The 20,881-nt window shown below is 42.5% G+C and carries 20 protein-coding genes; 9 read left to right on the top strand and 11 right to left on the bottom strand.

Translation table 11 applies throughout. The annotated features are described in order from the left end of the window. Positions 1–23 precede the first annotated feature (23 nt). The 8 genes from NG22_RS01885 to NG22_RS01855 form a co-directional block, all read right to left on the bottom strand. Complete coding sequence (locus NG22_RS01885; protein ID WP_053404142.1) at positions 24–1,016, bottom strand: DUF4412 domain-containing protein; 993 nt, start codon at positions 1,014–1,016, stop codon at positions 24–26. Positions 1,017–1,169: 153 nt separating this feature from the next. Next, entirely contained in the window at positions 1,170–1,346 is a 177-nt protein-coding gene (locus NG22_RS17700) for a hypothetical protein (protein WP_157600814.1), read from the bottom strand. A 257-nt stretch (positions 1,347–1,603) separates the two neighbouring features. After that, positions 1,604–1,849, bottom strand: coding sequence for an acyl carrier protein (locus NG22_RS01880; RefSeq protein WP_053404141.1), 246 nt, complete (start codon positions 1,847–1,849; stop codon positions 1,604–1,606). A 294-nt stretch (positions 1,850–2,143) separates the two neighbouring features. Next, positions 2,144–3,925 carry an aminopeptidase P family protein gene (locus NG22_RS01875; RefSeq protein WP_053404140.1) on the bottom strand — a complete coding sequence of 594 codons (1,782 nt, stop codon included), beginning with the start codon at positions 3,923–3,925 and terminating at the stop codon, positions 2,144–2,146. Between the two features lie 342 nt (positions 3,926–4,267). Continuing rightward, complete coding sequence (locus tag NG22_RS01870) at positions 4,268–4,864, bottom strand: YceI family protein (protein ID WP_053404139.1); 597 nt, start codon at positions 4,862–4,864, stop codon at positions 4,268–4,270. Positions 4,865–4,938: 74 nt separating this feature from the next. Next, positions 4,939–6,276, bottom strand: a complete 1,338-nt coding sequence (locus NG22_RS01865; protein WP_072159018.1) for a hypothetical protein — start codon at positions 6,274–6,276, stop codon at positions 4,939–4,941. A gap of 118 nt (positions 6,277–6,394) precedes the next feature. Next, positions 6,395–6,943: a YceI family protein gene (locus tag NG22_RS01860; RefSeq protein WP_053404137.1), complete on the bottom strand. Its 549-nt coding sequence runs from the start codon at positions 6,941–6,943 to the stop codon at positions 6,395–6,397. A gap of 788 nt (positions 6,944–7,731) precedes the next feature. Next, entirely contained in the window at positions 7,732–8,907 is a 1,176-nt protein-coding gene (locus tag NG22_RS01855) for a proline dehydrogenase family protein (protein WP_367379215.1), read from the bottom strand. Between the two features lie 103 nt (positions 8,908–9,010). Between NG22_RS01855 and NG22_RS01850 the strand changes: the two genes are divergently transcribed. The 3 genes from NG22_RS01850 to aroA all read left to right on the top strand — a co-directional run bounded on the left by NG22_RS01850 (position 9,011) and on the right by aroA (position 12,455). After that, positions 9,011–10,099, top strand: a complete 1,089-nt coding sequence (locus NG22_RS01850; RefSeq protein ID WP_053404136.1) for a bifunctional 3-deoxy-7-phosphoheptulonate synthase/chorismate mutase type II — start codon at positions 9,011–9,013, stop codon at positions 10,097–10,099. A gap of 80 nt (positions 10,100–10,179) precedes the next feature. Further along, positions 10,180–11,223, top strand: a complete 1,044-nt coding sequence (gene aroB / locus NG22_RS01845) for a 3-dehydroquinate synthase (protein ID WP_053404135.1) — start codon at positions 10,180–10,182, stop codon at positions 11,221–11,223. Positions 11,224–11,225: 2 nt separating this feature from the next. Beyond that, complete coding sequence (gene aroA, locus NG22_RS01840) at positions 11,226–12,455, top strand: 3-phosphoshikimate 1-carboxyvinyltransferase (protein WP_053404134.1); 1,230 nt, start codon at positions 11,226–11,228, stop codon at positions 12,453–12,455. Between the two features lie 18 nt (positions 12,456–12,473). Here the strand turns inward: aroA and NG22_RS01835 are convergent, their stop codons facing one another. The 3 genes from NG22_RS01835 to NG22_RS01825 form a co-directional block, all read right to left on the bottom strand. Continuing rightward, positions 12,474–12,863: a type II toxin-antitoxin system HicB family antitoxin gene (locus NG22_RS01835; protein WP_053404133.1), complete on the bottom strand. Its 390-nt coding sequence runs from the start codon at positions 12,861–12,863 to the stop codon at positions 12,474–12,476. A gap of 59 nt (positions 12,864–12,922) precedes the next feature. Then, positions 12,923–13,180 carry a type II toxin-antitoxin system HicA family toxin gene (locus tag NG22_RS01830; RefSeq protein WP_053404132.1) on the bottom strand — a complete coding sequence of 86 codons (258 nt, stop codon included), beginning with the start codon at positions 13,178–13,180 and terminating at the stop codon, positions 12,923–12,925. Between the two features lie 148 nt (positions 13,181–13,328). Further along, the gene (locus NG22_RS01825; protein WP_053404131.1) at positions 13,329–14,399 is read right to left on the bottom strand and encodes a M42 family metallopeptidase; all 1,071 of its coding nucleotides are present in this window, start codon (positions 14,397–14,399) and stop codon (positions 13,329–13,331) included. Positions 14,400–14,496: 97 nt separating this feature from the next. Between NG22_RS01825 and NG22_RS01820 the strand changes: the two genes are divergently transcribed. The 6 genes from NG22_RS01820 to NG22_RS01795 all read left to right on the top strand — a co-directional run bounded on the left by NG22_RS01820 (position 14,497) and on the right by NG22_RS01795 (position 20,481). Further along, positions 14,497–15,330: an MOSC domain-containing protein gene (locus tag NG22_RS01820; protein ID WP_053404130.1), complete on the top strand. Its 834-nt coding sequence runs from the start codon at positions 14,497–14,499 to the stop codon at positions 15,328–15,330. A 3-nt stretch (positions 15,331–15,333) separates the two neighbouring features. After that, the gene (locus tag NG22_RS01815) at positions 15,334–15,984 is read left to right on the top strand and encodes an SCO family protein (RefSeq protein ID WP_053404129.1); all 651 of its coding nucleotides are present in this window, start codon (positions 15,334–15,336) and stop codon (positions 15,982–15,984) included. 166 nt (positions 15,985–16,150) lie between these two features. Next, positions 16,151–16,867 (top strand): pirin family protein, encoded by a 717-nt coding sequence (locus tag NG22_RS01810; protein WP_053404128.1) that lies wholly within the window; start codon positions 16,151–16,153, stop codon positions 16,865–16,867. Between the two features lie 103 nt (positions 16,868–16,970). Next, entirely contained in the window at positions 16,971–19,328 is a 2,358-nt protein-coding gene (locus NG22_RS01805; RefSeq protein WP_082304964.1) for a TonB-dependent receptor, read from the top strand. A gap of 91 nt (positions 19,329–19,419) precedes the next feature. Beyond that, the gene (locus tag NG22_RS01800; RefSeq protein ID WP_053404127.1) at positions 19,420–19,908 is read left to right on the top strand and encodes a DUF4625 domain-containing protein; all 489 of its coding nucleotides are present in this window, start codon (positions 19,420–19,422) and stop codon (positions 19,906–19,908) included. Between the two features lie 111 nt (positions 19,909–20,019). After that, complete coding sequence (locus tag NG22_RS01795) at positions 20,020–20,481, top strand: DUF4625 domain-containing protein (protein ID WP_053404126.1); 462 nt, start codon at positions 20,020–20,022, stop codon at positions 20,479–20,481. Positions 20,482–20,881 lie beyond the last annotated feature (400 nt).

Genomic DNA, 20,881 nt, shown 5'->3' with positions numbered 1-20,881 from the left:
CATCCTCACAGGAAAGCGGAATATCAATCCGTTTGTTTTTGCATATAATCCTGCATGGTTTTTAAATTCCAGTCGGCCATGGAATACTTTCGATCCTGATCTGAGATTTCCGTCACTTCATAGGCAAAAGTATCTCCGGTTTTATATGTTTTGCCTGAAATGGCCATGATGAAACCATCCGGCGCCTGCCCCAACCCCAGTACATTCTGCTGCTTTCCTTTTTTCGCTCCTCTTTTGGCAAAAGCAGAAAAGAAAGGCGCATTATCATGATTGAATTCCGGCGCCAGCCAAAATTCTGCCTCACCATCCGGCCCTTTAGCCATATACTGATGACATTCGTAACCGTGCATGGTTTTGGTTTTTCCTGTTTTCGTAAAACTCACCTCATTAGATAGCAAAGTCGGATCCTTTACCCCTTTCTCTACATCTTCCACCTTTTCTTCCGCCATATCTTCCATAATTTGATCCACATCCAAAGCCATTGCCATCGCATTCTTCTCCCCGCTCTTCTCCTCTATTAAAGTAATGACGGCCTTATTTCCAGTATCATAAATCAATATGCTCTGCGAATCTTTTTCTTTTTCGGGAAGGACTGACATTCCCCAATGATCACTCTCCTCATAAGGAATCAACAGATGCAAATCTGACTGATCGACCTTTCCATTTTTATTGGTATTTGTCACTTTTAAGGTCACCGTTTTATCAAAAGCATAGGCCTCTGCCACATCCACCGGCTTACTCATATTGCCCATCATGGATTCAATCATCTTATTCGCCTGTTCCTGATGAACCTCTTCCATATGCTCTCTATCCTGAGTAACAGAAGTCTGATTTTTCTTTTTCTTCTTTTTGCCGAAAAAAAAGCCTTCCAGCTTATCAAGGCCCTGGTCGATTCCCTTGTCCACTTTTTGATCGACCCGCTGCTCTGTTTTCTGTTTTGCTTTGTCGGTAACCTCCTGAGCAGATACCGGAATTAATATCGATAAGGACAACAATAAAATCACCAAGACTTTCATAACAGATCGGATTAGTTACAGTAAGAAAAGCCGCATCCCCCCTATTTTGTTCTTCTATTCAGACTGATTCCCCCGATTCCTAATACCCGATCCCATCGCAAACAAAAAAAGACGACCTACCGTCGTCTTCTGTTTTTTTATATCTGAACTCTCCTATAGATAATCAGTATTCCCCTTAAGCATGCTTAGGTCAAACTGAGCAGCTGGGTAATCTTCTTCTAAAAAGTGAACCTTTCTTTTCGGACGGTTTTTTTTCGATTGCACTTTAACACCATCCTCTTTGTCATACCAGTGGGCATGTGCTTTCTTTTGGCCCGCTTTTGTTTTCATTTTACAAAAAAATTAATGGTTTACAATTTGGTCCTTCTTCCTTGGACATGTTCAATAATAGAAAGAAATACGAAATTTTTAAGCGCAAAAAAAATGCCTGCCAAGCTGAAATTCAATTCCACACCCAACAAGCAAGAGACTTTAAACCAATAGGTTAAATGATTTATTTCTCAGAAAAATATCAAAAAGAAAAAAATCTTACATAAATGAAACCTTATTTTAAGCTCATTTGGAAATTTCCCATTTCGCCATCGATTTTAAACCTGCGTATGCTGCAATTTCCCTTTGAATAATTTAATCAAATCCTCTACTACATGCAGCTTTGATTTATCTTTCGGATCAATGGTAATCCCGAGTAAGGTTTCCAAACGAAGGATCACGCGGTCAAGACTATTGGAATCCAATTTACAGTCTTCTGATAAATTTAAATCTTCATTTACGCGATCAATATCCCACAATACTTCTTGTGCAATCGTCATTTTTACGCCATAAGTAACGTTCATAAGCAAAGGGTTAAAAGGGTAAGTAATAAAATGAAAGTTTTTAAAATGCTAAAAAAATTACCAATATCAAAACAAACAAGTATCAAACATATCAATAACACAAACACAAAACCCATTTGTTAAATAAATGGAAATTCAAAATTATTTACCCCAATTAAATAATCCACCTGAAAATCAAAAAAGGCAGCTCAAACGATTGAACTGCCTTCCATTTTTAACATCCTTCACTCAAAAGATTGACCTAAAACCAATGACCAAGGCCAATCATGAAGGAAGACTGTTTCATCATTTTTTTTAGAATGAAATACATTTTTGCTCCAACCACTGTCCTTCTTCTTCAGACAGCAAAGGCAGCAGCTCCGCTCTCACCTCTTGCTGATATTGTACTAACCATTCTTTTTCTGCTACAGACAGCAAGTCTGCCTCAATTAATTTGGGTTCAAAAGGAGCTAAGGTCAATGATTCAAAAGCCAAAAACTGCCCGAACTCATTATTATATTTCTCCACTACCGTCACCAAATTTTCTAAGCGGATACCGTAGGCATCTGTTTTATAGAAACCTGGTTCGTCAGAAATGATCATTCCGACCTGAAAAGGCGTTCCGCCAGTCACCCCCTTATTTCCAAAGTTTATTGGACCTTCATGTACATTTAAAGAAGCCCCGACACCATGCCCCGTTCCGTGGCCATAATTCATTCCTTCTGCCCACAATGGTTGACGTGCCAAAACATCGATCTGAGGACCGGCATAGCCAGCTGGAAAGACCACCTGCTCAATCGCAATATGCCCTTTCAAAACCAGGGTATAGGCTTTTTTATGTTCTGCTGATGGCGTACCCAGGTAAAAAGTTCGGGTGATGTCCGTGGTACCGTCTTTGTACTGCCCACCGGAATCAATCAATAACATCCCCTCGCCATTTAACTTTTTCGCCTTCGGGTCTTGCGGACGATAGTGTACAATGGCTCCGTTGCCCTGAAAACCAACAATAGCGGAAAAACTCTCCCCTACGTAGCCTTCCTGTTCCGCACGAAATTCCTTCAATTTCTCTGCACATTGCGCCTCCGACAGCCCCTCTTTTGCCGCCTCTTCTTCCACCCATTTGTAGAATTTCACTAGCGCGACTCCATCCTTTTTCATCGCTGAACGCATGCCTGCCAATTCCGCCTCATTCTTCACCGCTTTCATGAACTGCACCGGAGATGCTTCCGCTGCAACGACTTTTCCCTCCGCCAACAATTCATACTGATGAATAGAAAAACGCGCCGGATCCACCTGAATATTGGTGAATTCCCCTTCTGCCAGCCATTTCTCCACTTCTTCATATGGCTCCACCGCAACTCCCGCTGTTTGAAGGGCAGCCGCTACCTCTACGCCAATTTTAGCAGGATCCACAAACAAAGTGGCCGCTGCGGACTCAACAGTCAAATAAGCATAGCCTACCGGATTACAATCCACATCTGCTCCCCGGATATTCAACACCCAGGCAATTTCATCCAAGGCCTCTATCATTAATGCATCCGCCTGCTTGGATTGCATTTCCGCTCTGATTTTTTCTAATTTCTCCTCGGTAGATACACCAGCCAATGCTATAGGGTGGTTATAAAATGCTGAGCCTGGCATTGCTGGACGATCCGTCCAAATTTTTTCAAAAGGATCAAAATCTGCTTTAATGGCAATGTTTTTATTTCCTAATTTTTGCTCTAATAGGTGATAAACCTGAAGGGAAAACAATTGACCATCAATACCGACCACGCTCCCGGCAGGTAAATTTTCTGCTAAATAGTCAATGAATTCCGGCGCGCCCTGCACCTTCAGCTGATGCTGCACAAATTCACTATCGGCCAGCTCTTCCTCCGCCTGAATTTCATAACGGGAATCCGTCCATACACCGGCATGATCCAATGTTACCACTGCCGTTCCCGCAGAACCGGTAAAACCGGAAATCCACTCTCTGCAGGCAAAGCGTGTTGCGATATATTCACTTTGGTGAGGATCATTTGAGGGAACGATTACCGCTGCCACTCCTTGTTGCTGCATTTCTGCCCTTAAAGCAGCAATTTTTTCATTTATTGTCATGGAAAAAAAATCTTATTGGATAAAGGCCAAGTTAAAAAAAATCCCGCCCAAATTGACTTCGGCAGGAAGAATATCCACAGGATAAATGTTAATACGGATGATGAATGCTAAACCCGAATTATGAATGTATTAATCCTCTTTTAGCTGCAAGGCGAAAAAAATGAAGGTATTTTTTCTATTTCGGGCTTTTTCCAAGAAAACAGAGGAATGTGGAGAAAGGAAGCGTAGCCAAATTTAGGCTATTAGAAAATCAGCAATATCAACCTTAGCAAACTGAAGTAAATCCCTTAGGCCAAGTCGCTGAATCTAGTGAAGAATCATTCGGTTTAATGAGATACAGCGCTATAATAAACGGGCTATTTGAACGGCCATTTTAAACTTTAGGGTCACCAAAGGCTCCACTTTAACCGCTCCCAAAAATTTCACCGGTGGCTCCAAACCGAAATCACGGATGTCTACTGCAGTTTCCCCGGAAATATAATACTGCCCGTCCTTCGACTTTTCCAGCTGCACCGGTGTGGTAAAAGCTTTCTTTGCGCCGGCAATTTCATAAGTTACCTCCATGTCTGCAGCAATAGAAGACCAGCCCTGCTCCGGAATTAGCAAGCGGTGCATTTCCATCTTTAAATTGGGAAACTCCTTATACTTTAATAAATGACGAAAATCCTTGGTCATGCCGGGTAGCCGACATTTAAACGCCTCTATTGGGACTGCTATTTCCGCTCCTTTTAAATGAGCTACCAGCCCCTGGTTTTCTGCCTGAAAATTTAAGTCAAAACGAACTTCCTCTAATTCTTCATGACGGTAATAACATGAAAAATGGCTCACATTGGTGGTTCCAAACACCTCCATTTCGCATTCTTCATCCCAAATCAATTGCCCTTTGAATTCCCCCTCAGGAAGCAATACCATCAAAAATGTTAAAAGAAAATTCCACATGCCTTAAATGTTAAAAAGCCGGTGATCCTACAACCACCGGCCCTATTTTATTTTTTAGCTTAGCTTCAAATGGCTTAGAAAGCAATTACTGCCTCTACGTTCACACCATTGAAAGATGCATCACGGAATTGCATACCCAACTGCTCATAGCCTTTAGTATACTCCTGATTCACAATTTCGGCTTTCACTAAGATATTCTTAGTCATGAACCAACCAGCACCAACAGCGATACGGTTAACATTGATATCATCAATATCTGCTTCGTCAGTGTAAGTACCGAATACAGTATTGTAACGAGCACCTACATAGAAATCTTCATTCTTACCAAAACGGTAGATCAAATCAGCACCAATCTGGTTCATAGTACCAACACCATCTTCGTGAGAATCAGACTGGTTATCATAAGTTCCGAAGAACTCCAAACCTTTATATTTCGCGAAAGTTGCGATTTGAACAGCTGTCAAACGGTTGAAAGTACGATTGATACGACCAGACCAGTCTCCACCTGAAACGCGGTTACCTTCAGCATCATAATAAGTCATTACATTGTAGTAACGAGAACCGGCACGGTCACCAGAGTAAAGGTACGCACGCGCATCACCAAATGAGTGATAAGCAGAACCAGTCAAACGGAAACGAAAATCATCATTGATTTGCTTATCGTAACCCAATTTACCATATAGAGAAGGAGCAGCACCTTCCATTTCCAAAGTAGTCTGGTTTAATTTACCATTAGACATACCTACCATAGCCAATAGACCATTCTCGTGACGGTAAAGTGCTTCCAAACCTAGCTCAGTAGAGAAAGCATCCATCATGTAGTTCGCTACAAATGGGTTGTAGATGGCATTACCTGCATCAGAACGACGGAAGTGAGAATCACCATAGTTGATTTCCATCAAACCGGCCTTCAAAGTAAGGTTTTGCATCAAACCATCCAAGAAATTAGAGTTCAAGAATGGAAGTGCATCCAACTGCAAGTAACCACCTTTAACGTTTGCCTCAATGTGGTGACGAGAAGACAAATAAGTCTCCAATTTCATCGTAACACCAGGAGCAAAAGCTACATCAATGTTCAAGTTGGCCATTGGCAAGTTGAAATCCTGACCCAATTTAGCTAAACGGTAAGCTGAAGGCTGAACCTCATTTCCATTGGAAACTTCAACTCCATTATAATAGTTAGACTGCGTCATGCCCTGGAACATCATGTTGAAGTTACCACCAACACGAACTTTAGGCGCTTTAAATTCTTCGATCTCTACTTTCGCAGGCTCGAAAACATTAATTCCAGTTTTGTCATTAGCACGCAAGTTAGCAAATACATCTTCGCTGGCTTCTTGTGCGAAGGCATTACCTCCCAATAACATTAGGGCAGACGCACCCAATGCTTTAACAGTATTGTTAAATCTCATAATATAAATAATCTGTAAGGTTTAAATTGAATCGGAGTTCAAAAAATCAAGTTTGGAAATTGGCTGACCGAATGGCCCCGGGACCTGATGGGACCATAACCGAACAGCCTTGTATAGTTTATAGGAATACTACGTACTCCACTGTAACTTCATCCTCAGTGGTGATCGCACCGAACATAGCCGTAGGCGCCTCCACCTCATATGCTTTCATGGAAATTACTTCAGCTCCTTTAATCGCTACCTTTCCATCCACAGTTGTTAATTCAGCATTTAAAGTAACATTGTTCGTAACACCAGCAATGCGCAACGTACCGTCTACACTCACTTTACTTCCATCCAGGCTATTTACTTTTTTCATTTCAAAAGCAATATCAGCGTGTTTGCTTTCTTTAAGCGCTTTGTAAATATTCTTATCCATTCCGCTTTTACCGGATTTGATAGACTTTACAGGCACCACTACTTTTGCACCTTCCAAAGCTTCCAAAGTACCACCATTAGCGGTTGCGGTCACTTTCACATCGGCCTGCTCTACTTCGCATTCCCAATCGTGAACATTACTCACTCCTTTGATAGTAATTTTAAAACCCTCTGCAAAAGATGCAGATGCAGAAAATAGTACAATAAATACTACTGAAAATAATGACGAAATAAGTTTAGCTTTTCCCATGATTGTTAATTGTTCTCGATGATTACATCACAAAGATGTTGCCTATTTTTCATTTCATCTATTAATCAATGTCACTCTAATTCCTGACCAAGATCACCAAAAACGACATTGACAAAAAATGCATGATTATTATTCAACTAAACTTATTTTGCGCTTTTTGACAGATCAAATACTCAACAATTTCAACTACCTAATACAAATATTGTAAAATATAATTTTACCAATAAAAACACATGGATTAAGATTGAATAAATCATATCAAAAGATTCAAATTTATCTTTATTCAATACGTATATTCACATTTCAAATAATGATTTTTATCATAAGCACCCCTAACTAAGGGCATTTTAATGTTTTTATAATCCTGCTTCAACTTCCAACTACTCCACCCTAATCAATCCCAAAACCACAACACCTTCAACACAAGGGTCTTACAAAAAAAACACCTTCGGAATAAATTAAAATACCGATAAATCCTTCTGCCTTACCTAATGTTCATTAAAATTGCGCTGAATTATTCACCACCATACTGAGTGAGTCGTTTTAAACGATTTATCTCCAACTTATTCAGGTTTGATTTATTAATAGCCCAAATTTGAGCAAACTTGCTTTCTGCTTAATCTTTTGCTTCCTTAGAAAAAACTTAAAACAGAGGACTATCCCCCCCAACTTCCAGTTGAACAAGCATTTGTTCATTAAATAATCAGGCTTAAAGTGCCTTTTATAAAAAAGCCCGACAAAATTGCCGGGCTCGCCATAAGTGTAGTGTTATTGTTTGTTTCGGTTCTTTATCGTTGAGCGCGTCTGCGTTTCAGTTCCTGATTCACTAACATCAACTCCCTGCTACTTTGCCCTGCTACGGAAGTATTCTCCTCCGCCCTTCTGAAAAGATAAGGCATCACTTTTTCTACCGGACCATAAGGCACATATTTCGCTACATTATAATCTGCTCTTGCCAGATTATAACTCAAATGATCACTCATTCCCAGCAACTGCGCAAAAAACACCCTCTTATTGCCCTTAGCAATCCCATAACGATTCATCAACTCCATTAATAAATGCGCAGAGTCTTCATTATGAGAACAGGAGGCTAGACCTACAGTCGCATTGTGTTCCATACAATAACGCAAAGCATCGTCATACATTTGATCCGTAGCTTCCTTGGTAGGATTAATCGGATTCTCGTAACCCAATTCGGCTGCACGTTCCGCTTCTTTTTCCATATAAGCACCACGTACTAATTTTGCACCAAACTGAACACCATGCTCCTGCGCAAACTGATGCCCCTTCATCAAGCGATCCAACATGTACTTACGGTACATCTGGAAGGTGTTATATACAATAGGTTGGTCCTGATTGTACTTCACCATCATTGCATACACCAAATCATCAATAGCATCCTGATACCAACTATCTTCTGCATCTACAAAGATGGGTTGCCCCGCCTCATGCGCAGCTTTACACAAACCATCGAAACGTTGTTTTACGCGCTCAAAAGCGGCAGTTTCCTCTTCGGTTAAAGCCTTCCCTTCGCTCACCTTCGTCAGCAACTCAATACTCGCAACACCTGTAGGCTTAAAAACACAGAAAGGAATCGCTTTATTCCCTCTAGCTTTTGTAATCGTCCGCAGGGTTTCCTCATAGGTCGCATCAAAGTCGGACTCATTTGATTCTCCTTCAACAGAATAGTCTAATATTGTTCCAATTTTAAATCTATACAGATCTTCTATGGTTTTTTGACTATCTTCGATGGATTCACCCCCGCAGAACTGCTTAAATAATGTAGCCTTAATGATATTTTTTATTGGTAATCGGAGCTTTAATGCTACATTTATAAAAGAAGTTCCTAACTTTACCAGCGTGGGATAATTGATGGTCTTAAAGAGCAGATAGCTTCTTCTAAGGTCTCCATCAGTTTTAGCCTCAAAGGCAGTTGCTGTGTTGCTGAAATTGATTGGTTTCATTTCCACCATAAACACCGAAATAAGGGTTAATAATAATACACTACATTGTCGAAAAACTGCCGAATATAGTCAGTTTTTTTCATTTTTAAAAGAGCAACGCACCATGCAAATCGAACAACTTAGCGCTTGGACAGATGGAAGCGACCAGCCATTCATTATCGCTGGGCCGTGTTCCGCAGAGACGGAGGAGCAGTTATTCCAAACTGCTAAAGAGCTAAAAGAGAACGGCATAAACGTAATTCGTGCCGGCGTTTGGAAGCCCCGTACACGTCCGGGCACTTTCGAAGGTATCGGAGAAGATGCCTTGAAATGGATTCAGAAAATAAAAAAAGAGCTAGACGTAAAATTTGCGATTGAAGTCGCAAATGCACAGCACGTTGAATTAGCTTTAAAATATGGAATTGACATCCTGTGGATTGGCGCACGTTCCACAGTAAACCCATTTACCGTACAGGAAATTGCCGACGCACTTAAAGGCCATGATGTACCGGTATTGGTAAAAAATCCATTAAATCCTGATTTAGCACTTTGGATCGGCGCAATGGAGCGTTTGAACCAGGCTGGAATCACGAAGCTGGGAGCCATTCACCGTGGATTCTCCACTTCTAAAAAGACTAAATTCCGTAACCTGCCTCAGTGGCAAATGGCATTGGAATTGAAAAGAAAATATCCGGAAATGCCGATGATTTGTGACCCGTCACACATTGCCGGTAAACGTGATATGATCCAGGAGTTATCTCAGAAAGCCATGGATTTGGTATTTGACGGATTGATCATCGAATCGCACATTGATCCTGAAAATGCCTGGTCTGATGCCGCTCAGCAGGTAACCCCAACGCATTTGAAAGAGATCTTGGAAGCATTGGTTTTACGCCATACCAAATCTGACAATCCGGAGTTCCAGACGCACCTGGCAGAGCTTCGCGAAAAGATTGATGAATTGGATCGTGAAATCTTTGAAACTTTGGCGGATCGCATGAAAATCGTTGATGAGATTGGCGAGTACAAAAAAGACAATAAGGTAACGGTCTTCCAGATCAACCGCTATAAAGAAATGATGAAAGCTCGTGGTGAGTGGGCAGAAGAGTTGCATTTAAATGATGAGTTTATGGAGAATGTATTCTCTTTGATTCATGATGCAGCTATTCGTCGTCAGACTTTGATCATGAACGAAACGGAAGAAAAGGCTTAATCAGAACCACCTTTTCTATATAAAATTTAAGGGTACGGGTTCTTCCTGTACCCATTTTTTTTATGGTATAATTTATCGATATGCTTCCCAAGACCATCGACATTACCACCAATATTGGCCAAAGCCTTCAGCATTTTCTTAACGAAACCACCTATAGCCAATTGGCGATATTGGTGGATGAAAATACTGCGGCACATTGCCTGCCAATCGTTAAGTCATTTCTACCGGAAAACATCCTGACCATTCAGATCCAAAGCGGAGAAGAAAACAAGCATTTAGGCACTTGTCAGCAAATCTGGCAAGCCATGACAGATGCTGCTTTTGACCGCAAAGCCCTGCTCATCAATTTAGGAGGAGGAGTAATCGGTGATATGGGCGGATTTTGCGCCGCCACTTATAAGCGAGGCATCCGTTTTTTGAACCTCCCCACTACCTTGCTTTCACAGGTAGATGCCAGCGTTGGCGGGAAATTGGGGATAGATTTCGGTCCCTATAAAAACCACATCGGTATTTTCAAGGAACCGGAAACGGTCATCGTTTATCCCGAATTCATTCACAGCCTGCCGCAGGAGGAGCTGCGTTCCGGCTATGCGGAAATCATCAAGCACTGCCTGATTCAGGATGCGGACTATTGGAAAGTCATTACGCAACTACAATTAGAGGGTCAGGACTGGCCGGCTCATATTGATCATTCCGTTCGGGTAAAATATAAAGTCGTTACCGAAGACCCTACCGAGAAAGGACTTCGTAAAATCCTCAACTTCGGACATACTATTGGTCATGCGGTGGAAAGTCATTTCCTGAATCATGAAAATGGGCGTTTGCTGCATGGAGAAGCCATTGCCATCGGAATGATTGCCGAAAGCTGGCTATCCATTACAAAGGGTGAAATTCAGGAAAGTGAATTAAAAGAGATTCAGGATTACATTTTATCCATTTATGGAAAAGTGGACCTGAGTCAGGAAAACCTGGAGGAAATAGCCCTGCACTGTCTGCAGGATAAGAAGAACGATACCGGAAAAATTAAGGCTTCTCTACTGCACCAAGTTGGGGATTGTGCCTTTGACATTGAAATAACTTTAGCTGAAGTAAAAGCAGCACTACAATACTACCAAAGCCTTTAACAATGCTACAATTAAAGAAAAGCCGTCTCCTTAAAGGTGGCATCGTTCCCATGGAGGCTTCAAAAAGTGAGTGTAACCGCGCACTGGTGATTAATGCACTGGCGCCATCACCAGCCAAAATTGAGAATATTTCTCAGGCCCGCGACTCGCAAACCATGATCCGCTTATTGGAAGAGGATGGCCCGGTATGGGATGTTTTAGACGCCGGTACCACCATGCGCTTCCTGACAGCCTATGCCGCCCTGACCAATCGGGAGAAAACCATGACTGGCACCGAGCGCATGCAGGAGCGCCCGATTGGCATTTTGGTAGATGCACTCCGCAGTTTGGGAGCAGAAATTGAATACCTGAATCAGGAAGGCTACCCGCCAATGAAAATCAAGGGCTTTCAGGCTCAGCAGTCAGAGGTGATTGAAATGCGAGGAGACACTTCTTCTCAGTACATTTCGGCCATTCTGATGTGTGCTCCTATGCTCCCAAAAGGATTGGAACTTCGATTGACCGGCGATATCAATAGTCGTCCTTATATCGAAATGACCATTGACCTGATGGCGAAATTCGGCGTGAGCGTGGAAGAAGCCGACGAGCGTACTTTCAGAATTGCACCACAGACGTATCACACAGATCAATTTGCGGTAGAGTCGGACTGGTCCGGTGCCAGCTATTGGTTCTCTGCCGTGGCCTTGCAAAAGGACTCTGAATTATTCCTGAACGGACTTAGATCAGATTCTACGCAGGGAGACAAAGCCATTATCGAGTTAATGCAACCATTAGGTGTTGAAGCGAAATTCGAGGAAGGTGGATTGCGCATTTGGAACTCCGGCAAAGTAACACAAGAAGCCGTGGTTTTTGATTTTAATAAATGCCCGGATCTGGCACAGACAGTTGCTGTGGTTTGTGGCGCCTTAGGAGTCAATGCGCACTTCAAGGGCGTTCAGTCCCTGCGCATCAAAGAGACCGACCGCACCCTGGCGCTTCAGGAGCAATTAACCAAATTCGGTGTGAGCATCGAGCCGGTAAATGATCCTTATGAATTTACCATCAGCCCGAATCCGGAAGGCTTCCCGACGGAGCACAATCCACTGATCAACACTTATGAAGATCACCGCATGGCCATGGCCTTTGCGCCACTCAGCCTGCTGATGGATCTTCAGATTGAGGAAAAGGAAGTGGTAAAAAAATCCTACCCACACTTTTGGGAGGATCTGAAAAAAGTGACAGAACAAGCATAAAAAAATCGGCCGAAGATATTATTCGGCCGATTTTTTTTTATCCTCATCTGAAGGTTTACCGTAGATCGCTCCGGGCTCTCGAACAATAAAGCTTTCAATGGCATCCTCCACATATTGGTTTAAACTTTGCCCCCGCTCAGTGGCATGATAGGCCGCTGCCCGGTGGGTCTCCGGCTTGACCCGTACATTGAAAGACCCTTTATATGCCTTTTCCGGCTCCTTGCCCAAATCCCGGCAAATCTCCAGATAATCCTCCACTGCTTCTGCAAAAGCCTCCTTTAAGCCCTCCACACTCTCTCCCTCAAAGGTCACGACATCTTTTATCCCGAATATTTTACCATGAAATACATTGCTCTCCGCACTGTATTCCAACTCTGCGACGTAATCTTTATACTTTAAAACACCCATAACTCTACAATTTTTTTCATTTCCCCTTCATTCATCACCTTGCTCTACCATCAAAATTCCTAAATCAAATATTTCTCCCTTAACGATTTCACTACATCCCTAACCTGATAGGGTTTCAGAATATTCAGGGGATGGGGCTTATGCAAACGAATAATATGCCCGCTGTCCGGGTTCACAAAAGCCCGCCTTGAGCCCGCCGTTTTCCCTTTTTTATATTCTTCATAGCCCAAATGGTTCAATACCTTTGTTAATTCATCGTAGGTAAAATCCTTAGGAGACGCATTTAATTTCTCTATTAATTTCTCAATTTTACTCAAGGTAACTATATTTTAGTTGCACGTATTTTTTTGCCTTTTCGTTACAACTCTCCAAAAATAAAAATACCTTGCAACCAAATTTCAGTCGCAAGGTAAGTTTAATTTGAGAAATCGAAAATTTCCTCTCCCAAAAAAGGATGAACGCCTTCTATTTAAAATATCTGAAATCCTGCTGATCCTCAATCTTTTTCAAAGATTCCAGCATCAACTGAATCACATGCTCCACATCCTCTTTATGGGTCATCTCTACGGTGGTGTGCATATATTTCAAGGGCAGGGAAATCAAAGCTGAAACCACCCCACCATTACTGAAAGCAAAGGCATCGGTATCTGTTCCGGTAAATCGGGAAGAAGCCGCGCGCTGGAAAGGGATTTCCTTTTCCTTGGCCGTATCCATCAAAATCTTCAACAGTTTATTATGTACCGCAGGGGCAATGGTCAAAACAGGACCTTTACCGGCAGTGAAGTCGCCTTCCTTAACTTTACTATAAAGCGGAGATTGGGTATCATGACAAACATCGGTCACAATGGCTACATTCGGTTTGATGGATTCCGTCACCATTTTCGCCCCATTCAATCCCACCTCTTCCTGTACGGCATTCACGATATAAAGGCCGAAAGGTAATTGATCTCCACCTTCTTTCAGTCTCCTTGCCACCTCGGCAATCATAAAACCACCAATACGGTTATCCAATGCGCGTCCGCATAAGTAACGATCATTCAATTCCATCAGATCCTGATCGAAAGTGATCACCGTTCCCACATAAATACCTAAAGCCTCTACTTCTTCTTTCGAATGTGCCCCCACGTCAATGGTCAATTTCTCCGCATTAGGTTTCGGCCCTTCCTTGCCTCCACGAACATGAATCGCCGGCCAACCAAAAACACCATTGACCACACCCTTTTCGCCATGAATTTTGACCCGCATGGAAGGCGCTATCTCGAAATCGGAGCCACCGTTGCGCACCACATATAAATAACCCTTATCATCAATATAATTTACATACCAGGCGATTTCATCAGCATGCGCTTCAATCACCACCTTATAATCTGCCTTTGGATTCACCACCCCGACAACCGTTCCGTAATTATCTACAAAATATTCATCGATATACGGCCTCACATAATCCAGCCAAATCTGCTGTCCCTCCGCCTCAAAGCCGGTAGGCGCATTGGCATTCAGATATTTATATAGAAATTCTTGGCTTTTTTGGTCCATGACTTTAGTTTTTTATTAGAATAAACGAATTTTGAATTCAATTTAGTGATATTACGTGCACTGAAAAAATAGATCTGAAAATCCTGAATTTTTCCTTATGGCCATTATTCTTACCGGCATTTATATTTACCCCATCAAATCCTTAGCAGGTATTAGCCTTAACAAAAGTAAGGTGGAAGAAGAAGGTTTGCAGTTTGACCGCCGGTGGATGCTGGTGGATGAAAACGGGAAATTCCTCAGCCAAAGAACAATAGGAAAAATGGCACAACTTCAACCTGAAATCACACCGCAGGGCCTTCAGGTTGCTCACCGCATTGGCGGAGAGAAACTTTTTATTCCTCTGCAGGCGGAAGGTGCTCCAAGGCAGGTCACCGTTTGGGAGGATACTTTTGAGGCGCAGGAAGTCAATGAGGAATGTAACCAATGGTTTACTAAAAAGCTGGGGATAAATTGTGCGCTGGTGCAATTAAGCCCGAACCGAAACCGGATCGCTCCGGAAAAATACACAGGAGAAGACGAAGTAGCTGTTTCATTTGCCGATGGCTTCCCCATACTCCTATCTAATGAAGCCTCCCTAAAAGATCTTTCCGATAAAAGCAATACCGCCCTGGAAATGGAAAGATTCCGCCCTAACCTGGTGATTTCCGGAGCGGAAGCCTGGGCTGAAAACAGCTGGGAGACAATTCAGATCAATGGCATTACCTTCAAGGGCGTTAAGCCTTGTGGCCGCTGCAAGGTTACCACGCTCAATCCAAAAACGGGTGAACCTACCGGAAAGGAACCGCTGAAAACCCTTTCTAAACTCAGAAACTGGAAAAACAACGCCATTTTTGGGGAAAATCTATACCCGATGGAGGAAGGAGAAATCAAAATTGGCTATGCTGTTTCCATTCAAAACACTAAAGATAATCCCGTTAAAACAATATCATAACCCATGAACAAACCATCTGTATTCCACTTCATTTTTATTGGCATTTTGGCTTTCACACTCTTTTCCTGTGAAAGCACTAAAAAAGAATTACCCATTTTAGGACCGAGAACCACCGTGGAGAATATCGTGGACGGCCAAAGCCAAACTGATACCCTTTACCATAAAATCGGTGATTTCGCTTTTTATAATCAAGACTCCGTACTACTCACCAATAAAGACTTTGAAGGTAAAATATATGTAGCAGACTTTTTCTTTACCACCTGCCCAACTATTTGCCCGATCATGAAAACCCAAATGGTACGGGTTTATGAGGAATTTAAGGACGAAGCACAGGTAAAAATTCTTTCTCATACCATTGACCCGGAACATGATGACGTGGCCTTACTTCACAAATTCGCCGGCCAACTGGGCGTGGAAGCTCCGAAATGGAACTTTGTCACTGGAGAAAAGTCAGAAATTTACCGCATTGGACAAGAAAGCTATATGGTCAGCGCCCTGGAAGATCCCGAAGCTCCCGGAGGATTCATCCACAGCGGAGCCTTTATTCTTGTCGATCAGAAAGGGCATATCCGCGGACTGTATGACGGAACAAAAGCAGATCAGGTAGACCGCCTTATCCGGGACATTCCCAAATTAATGGCCAGCACAAAATAACAGCAAGCAGTCTTCGGACTGCTTTTTTATTCACCTCCTTTCCCAAGATTTCAGCGAATAATTCCAAGAAAATTGTGCTTTGGAATTCTTTTTTCTAAAATTGTTGTAACAACAATTATTGTTTAGCGTCATAAATAACAAATCATAATCAAGAAAGGAAATCATAATGAAAACCGTATTTCACAAAGCCACAGAAAGAGGACATGCTAATCATGGTTGGTTAGACGCTCACCACAGTTTCAGTTTCGCCCAATGGTATGATCCTGAAAAAGTGCACTTCGGAGCTTTGAGAGTATTGAATGACGACATTATTTCACCCGGAATGGGCTTTGGTACGCACCCTCATGACAATATGGAGATCGTCACCATTCCCCTGGAGGGAGAATTAAAACATAAGGATAGCACCGGGAATGAGGAAATCATTCGGGAAGGAGAAGTACAAATCATGTCGGCCGGCTCGGGTATTTACCATTCTGAATTTAACCCCAATCATGATCAACACACCAATTTACTTCAAATTTGGGTATTTCCGGAAAAGCGAAACATTGAACCGCGCTACGATCAAAAGATCTTCGACCAGGAGGGGCGTCATAATCAATGGCAGACGGTGGTAAGTCCCGATGGAGAAGGTGCGCTTTGGATCAACCAAAAGGCCTATTTCAACATCAGTAATCTGGAAAAAGGCAAAAACTTGAATTACGAATTCCGAAATCCGGAGCAGGGCGGATACCTTTTTGTTATTGATGGAAGCATTGAAATAAATGGTCAAAAGCTGGGAAAAAGAGACGCTGTAGGAATTTCGGAGACCGGTCAGTTTGAAATTAAATCCTTAGAAAATTCCAAATTATTATTAATTGAAGTACCTATGCTGGAATTAACTTAAATGTAAAAATAATCCAAAAATCGTTTAAACTCTAAATAATTCATTCGAGTACTTTTAAAAGGGAATTGTTTTCATCAAATTTGCAACTCAATTGCAACACATAATGAGAATAGTTCCCTTTTTCTTCTTTTTCCTTCTTCACATAGCCACCTGGGCACAATCCCCTTCCCTTTCCGGACGTGTTTTGGATCATGATACCAAAGAGCCGCTGATGGGAGTCGCCATTTTTCTTGATAATGGCAAGATCAATACCCTTACCGACGAAGATGGAAATTTCTTTTTCCCGCAGATAAAAGACGGACACTATACCGTACATGCCCAGTATCTGGGATACTTGCACATCTCCAAAGATTTAATCATTCACAAAAACATTAAAAGGTTCAATTTTCTGATGGAACCGGAAATCCGGCAATTGGATCAGGTAATTATAAAATCTGAGGAGGGAGAAAGATTTAAAAAACAGAGTCAGTCCGTAGAATTGATCGATCAGGATTATTTTGACAAAAACAGGGGCGCCACCTTTGTAGATGCCCTTACCAACAAAGCCGGCATTAATGCCATTTCCACGGGAGTCGGCATTAGCAAACCTGTCATCCGGGGTATGTTCGGCAACCGTGTGGTGGTCAACGATGGAGGAGTAAAACAGGAAAGCCAACAATGGGGAAATGACCATGGCCTGCCCGTAGACAACTTCAATACCAATAAGGTAGAAATCATCAAAGGGCCTGCTAGTTTGCTATATGGTTCCGATGGAATCGGTGGAGTGATTAAAATTGATGAACCGACCGTTCCTACCCTAAATGAAATCAGCGGACAAGCCATCACCAATTATCAGTCCAACAATAAGGCCATTGGCGGCGGCATGCAGTTAAAAGGAAATCACCATGGCCACTATTTCATTTTAGAGGGTTCTTATAATTCCTTCAATAATTACCGGGTACCTGCCGACGATTTCAAATACCTGGATTTCGTTTTCCCGCTGAAAGAAAACACTTTGGTCAACACAGGAGGTTACGACCAGTCCCTTGGCTTAAATCTGGGAACGGCGCAAAAATGGGGACGCATTAACCTGAATGTATCTGACTATCAACAAACGGTGGGCTTATTCCCCGGAGCGGTAGGTACGCCTACCTTCGGTTGGCTGGATAATTTCCCTACCTCCAGCCGAAATCCGGATATCCCCAGACAAGTGAACCAACATAGCAAGGCCATCTTAAATACGGATCTCAAAATTGGAGAGGATTGGTTAAAAATTACCCTGGGAGCGCAATACAACCAAAGACAGGAACAATCCAACCCCAACGCCCACCCGGCAGACTACCCGGAATACCGGGAACCCGGAAATGTAGCTCATGGCCTCTACTTACAGACCTATACCGCCGATATTTTATATAAATTAACCTCTGTTGAAGATTGGGAAATCAATCTGGGAGCTGGTGGGCAATTCCAACATCACCACTTCGACGGATTTGAATTCCTGCTGCCCAATTACCAAACCCAAAGCGCTTATTTTACCGGTTTCGTACAAAAAACACTGAATGAAAAATGGACGCTGAACGGCGGCGCCCGTCTCGACTTCTATCATTACGATGTCGATCAATTCAATGACAGCTCCCGCTTTGAACCCGGAAGCCGCTCCGGCTATTGGATAAACCGAAGCCCGGAAATCAACCGTACCGAAGCCAACTGGTCCGGCGCCATTGGTTTTGCTTATAACCATGATCAAAATTGGTCCACTAAATTCAATATCGGTAAAACCTTCCGCATGCCGACGGTGGCAGAATTAACCATGAACGGCGTACATCATGGCACTTTCCGACATGAACAAGGAGATGCTAACCTTAAAGCGGAGCAGGGAATTCAAATAGATTGGTCTGTTGCCTGGGAAAATTATGCCTGGAAACTGGAATTCAACCCCTATTTCAACTATTTCTCGAATTATATCTACCTGGCCCCAAGCGGAATATTTTCTCCTCTGCCGGATGCAGGTCAGATATATCAATACCGGGAGGCGGAAGCCATCCACACCGGATTTGAGTTTGCAGCCACCTTTCGCCCGACCGATAACTGGGAATTCACCAATGCTTTTGAATACCTGTACAACATCAACCTGGATACAAATTTACCACTCCCCTTTACTCCTCCGGTAAGCAATTACCTGGAGTCTATTTATCATTTCGGCCATGTACTGCATGTGGAAGACATTTATGTCGGAGCTGGTTACCGGGCCACAGCAGCTCAGAATCGCGTAGACCGGAACGAACTAACGACTCCCGGCTATCATTTATTTAATGTACAGGCCGGCCTGAAAGTTTGCTACCCCAAAACGCAGTTAAACGTAATTTTCAGGATAGATAATCTGACCAATGTCGCCTATTACAACCATTTAAGCAGGTACAGATTACTGAACCTACCCGAGCAGGGGCGCAATGTCAGTATTACGGTGAAATTAAATTTCTAATTGTTCATGCAACTTAATTGCATAAAATTTGACTCTCATTAATAATTGCAATATGTTTGCATAAAGGAAATCAAAAACACAATTTATCAAAATGAAGAAGTTCTTATTTGCTTTCGTATTGGGCGCATTCTTTTCATCATGTTCCAGCGACGACAACAATGACAACACGGTTGCTCCGGAAGTTACGATTAACCAGTTAGCGGAAGAAACGGAAGAGCATGACGGAGAAGAAATGGCATTAGTCGAGCCTGGAGAAGAGCTTTATTTAAACGCAGACATTACAGGTAAAAACAAAATTGCTTCTTACAAAATCGATATCCACTTCGGAGAAGGCCATGATCATGATCACCGTACTTCAAGCACGGATGTAGAATGGAGTTGGAATAAGATAGAAGAGTTGGAAGGTGATGTTTACGAAATCAAAATTGATGAAAACATTGTAATGGTTCCAGACGAAATTGAGGGCAACCATATTAAAGAAGGCAAATACCACTTTTCAGTTTTTGCTATTGATGAATTTGGTAACGAGACTGTAGCCAGACAAGATCTTTTGATCGAGCATCATGACCACGAACACTAAAATACGGATATATCCATAAGAAAAGGCTTCCAATTTGGGAGCCTTTTTTGTTTTGGAACAATTTTAGCGCATACAAAGCGAAATGATTAAATTTGCCCAAAACACACATTTATGAAAAAATTCACTATACTGTTTTTATTGCCCCTGCTCTCCCTCTTTGCCTGCAATACAGAGGAAAGCCAGTCCGGCCCGCAAATCAGCATCAATAGCCTGGGCACAGAGACCATTACCGTTGAAGATGAACAATTTTTTGCTGTTCAATCCGGTGAAGCACTCCCCCTGTCCGCCATGATCAAAGGCGACACCCCACTGACTGAATATCGCTTTGAAATCCATATTGACGATGGTAATGACCATAATCATAGAGGCAAATCAAGTGAGGTGGCCTGGGAATTCACCAAAACCATTCTCATCACGGACCAACCCATGGAAATTGACCTGAACACCACTGTTACTGAGGTTCCCTCCACGGGGATCAAATCCGGCAAATACCATTTCGGACTTTACGCCAGAGATGAGTTCGGTAAGGAAAACAGCGAATATATCGATTTCTATATTTTGGAAGAAGAATAAATGAATGGCCACTGATACACGGTGGCTTTTTTATTGCCCTTCCGTAAGCCTTGTTTTCGTTTTTTGGGGGGCTGTTACCGCAAGCGGTAACACCGGGCTGGCGTGGCTCACCCCATATGGCCTACCGGCCACCTGTGGTTTAAACAACCCCACTTCATCCCTGCCCCTGCGGGCCACTGGCCCTGCTGAAGTCGTAAATCATAAATATTTCTCTCGCAAGCTCACTCATTACCGGCAAGAAAGTGAGGGAATCAGAAAATTACCCCCCCTCTGACTGATATTTTTTTTAGCAAAAATTCAAAAAACAACCCCCTGAAAGCCTTTCGAATATTCCTGATAGTCTCAGCCATCAGGGCTAACTTCCCTACTGAAAATTAGACAATACATTATTTCATCAACC

The organism is Persicobacter sp. CCB-QB2, assembly GCF_001274635.1.
Lineage (GTDB): Bacteria > Bacteroidota > Bacteroidia > Cytophagales > Cyclobacteriaceae > Persicobacter > Persicobacter diffluens.
The sequence above is the reverse complement of the archived record's forward strand: the minus strand, read 5'-3'. Positions and strand labels throughout refer to the sequence as shown.

Bases quoted from the DNA above. Each gene is read 5' to 3' on its own strand.
- NG22_RS01875 (WP_053404140.1), bottom strand. From the start codon at position 3,925: ATGACAATAAATGAAAAAATTGCTGCTTTAAGGGCAGAAATGCAGCAA.
- NG22_RS01835 (WP_053404133.1), bottom strand. From the start codon at position 12,863: ATGGGTGTTTTAAAGTATAAAGATTACGTCGCAGAGTTGGAATACAGT.
- NG22_RS01860 (WP_053404137.1), bottom strand. From the start codon at position 6,943: ATGGGAAAAGCTAAACTTATTTCGTCATTATTTTCAGTAGTATTTATT.
- NG22_RS01880 (WP_053404141.1), bottom strand. From the start codon at position 1,849: ATGAACGTTACTTATGGCGTAAAAATGACGATTGCACAAGAAGTATTG.
- NG22_RS01885 (WP_053404142.1), bottom strand. From the start codon at position 1,016: ATGAAAGTCTTGGTGATTTTATTGTTGTCCTTATCGATATTAATTCCG.
- NG22_RS01850 (WP_053404136.1), top strand. From the start codon at position 9,011: ATGCAAATCGAACAACTTAGCGCTTGGACAGATGGAAGCGACCAGCCA.
- NG22_RS01870 (WP_053404139.1), bottom strand. From the start codon at position 4,864: ATGTGGAATTTTCTTTTAACATTTTTGATGGTATTGCTTCCTGAGGGG.
- NG22_RS01795 (WP_053404126.1), top strand. From the start codon at position 20,020: ATGAAAAAATTCACTATACTGTTTTTATTGCCCCTGCTCTCCCTCTTT.
- NG22_RS01820 (WP_053404130.1), top strand. From the start codon at position 14,497: ATGGCCATTATTCTTACCGGCATTTATATTTACCCCATCAAATCCTTA.
- NG22_RS01815 (WP_053404129.1), top strand. From the start codon at position 15,334: ATGAACAAACCATCTGTATTCCACTTCATTTTTATTGGCATTTTGGCT.
- NG22_RS01855 (WP_367379215.1), bottom strand. From the start codon at position 8,907: ATGAAACCAATCAATTTCAGCAACACAGCAACTGCCTTTGAGGCTAAA.
- NG22_RS17700 (WP_157600814.1), bottom strand. From the start codon at position 1,346: ATGAAAACAAAAGCGGGCCAAAAGAAAGCACATGCCCACTGGTATGAC.
- NG22_RS01800 (WP_053404127.1), top strand. From the start codon at position 19,420: ATGAAGAAGTTCTTATTTGCTTTCGTATTGGGCGCATTCTTTTCATCA.
- NG22_RS01825 (WP_053404131.1), bottom strand. From the start codon at position 14,399: ATGGACCAAAAAAGCCAAGAATTTCTATATAAATATCTGAATGCCAAT.
- aroA (WP_053404134.1), top strand. From the start codon at position 11,226: ATGCTACAATTAAAGAAAAGCCGTCTCCTTAAAGGTGGCATCGTTCCC.
- NG22_RS01865 (WP_072159018.1), bottom strand. From the start codon at position 6,276: ATGAGATTTAACAATACTGTTAAAGCATTGGGTGCGTCTGCCCTAATG.
- NG22_RS01810 (WP_053404128.1), top strand. From the start codon at position 16,151: ATGAAAACCGTATTTCACAAAGCCACAGAAAGAGGACATGCTAATCAT.
- NG22_RS01805 (WP_082304964.1), top strand. From the start codon at position 16,971: ATGAGAATAGTTCCCTTTTTCTTCTTTTTCCTTCTTCACATAGCCACC.
- aroB (WP_053404135.1), top strand. From the start codon at position 10,180: ATGCTTCCCAAGACCATCGACATTACCACCAATATTGGCCAAAGCCTT.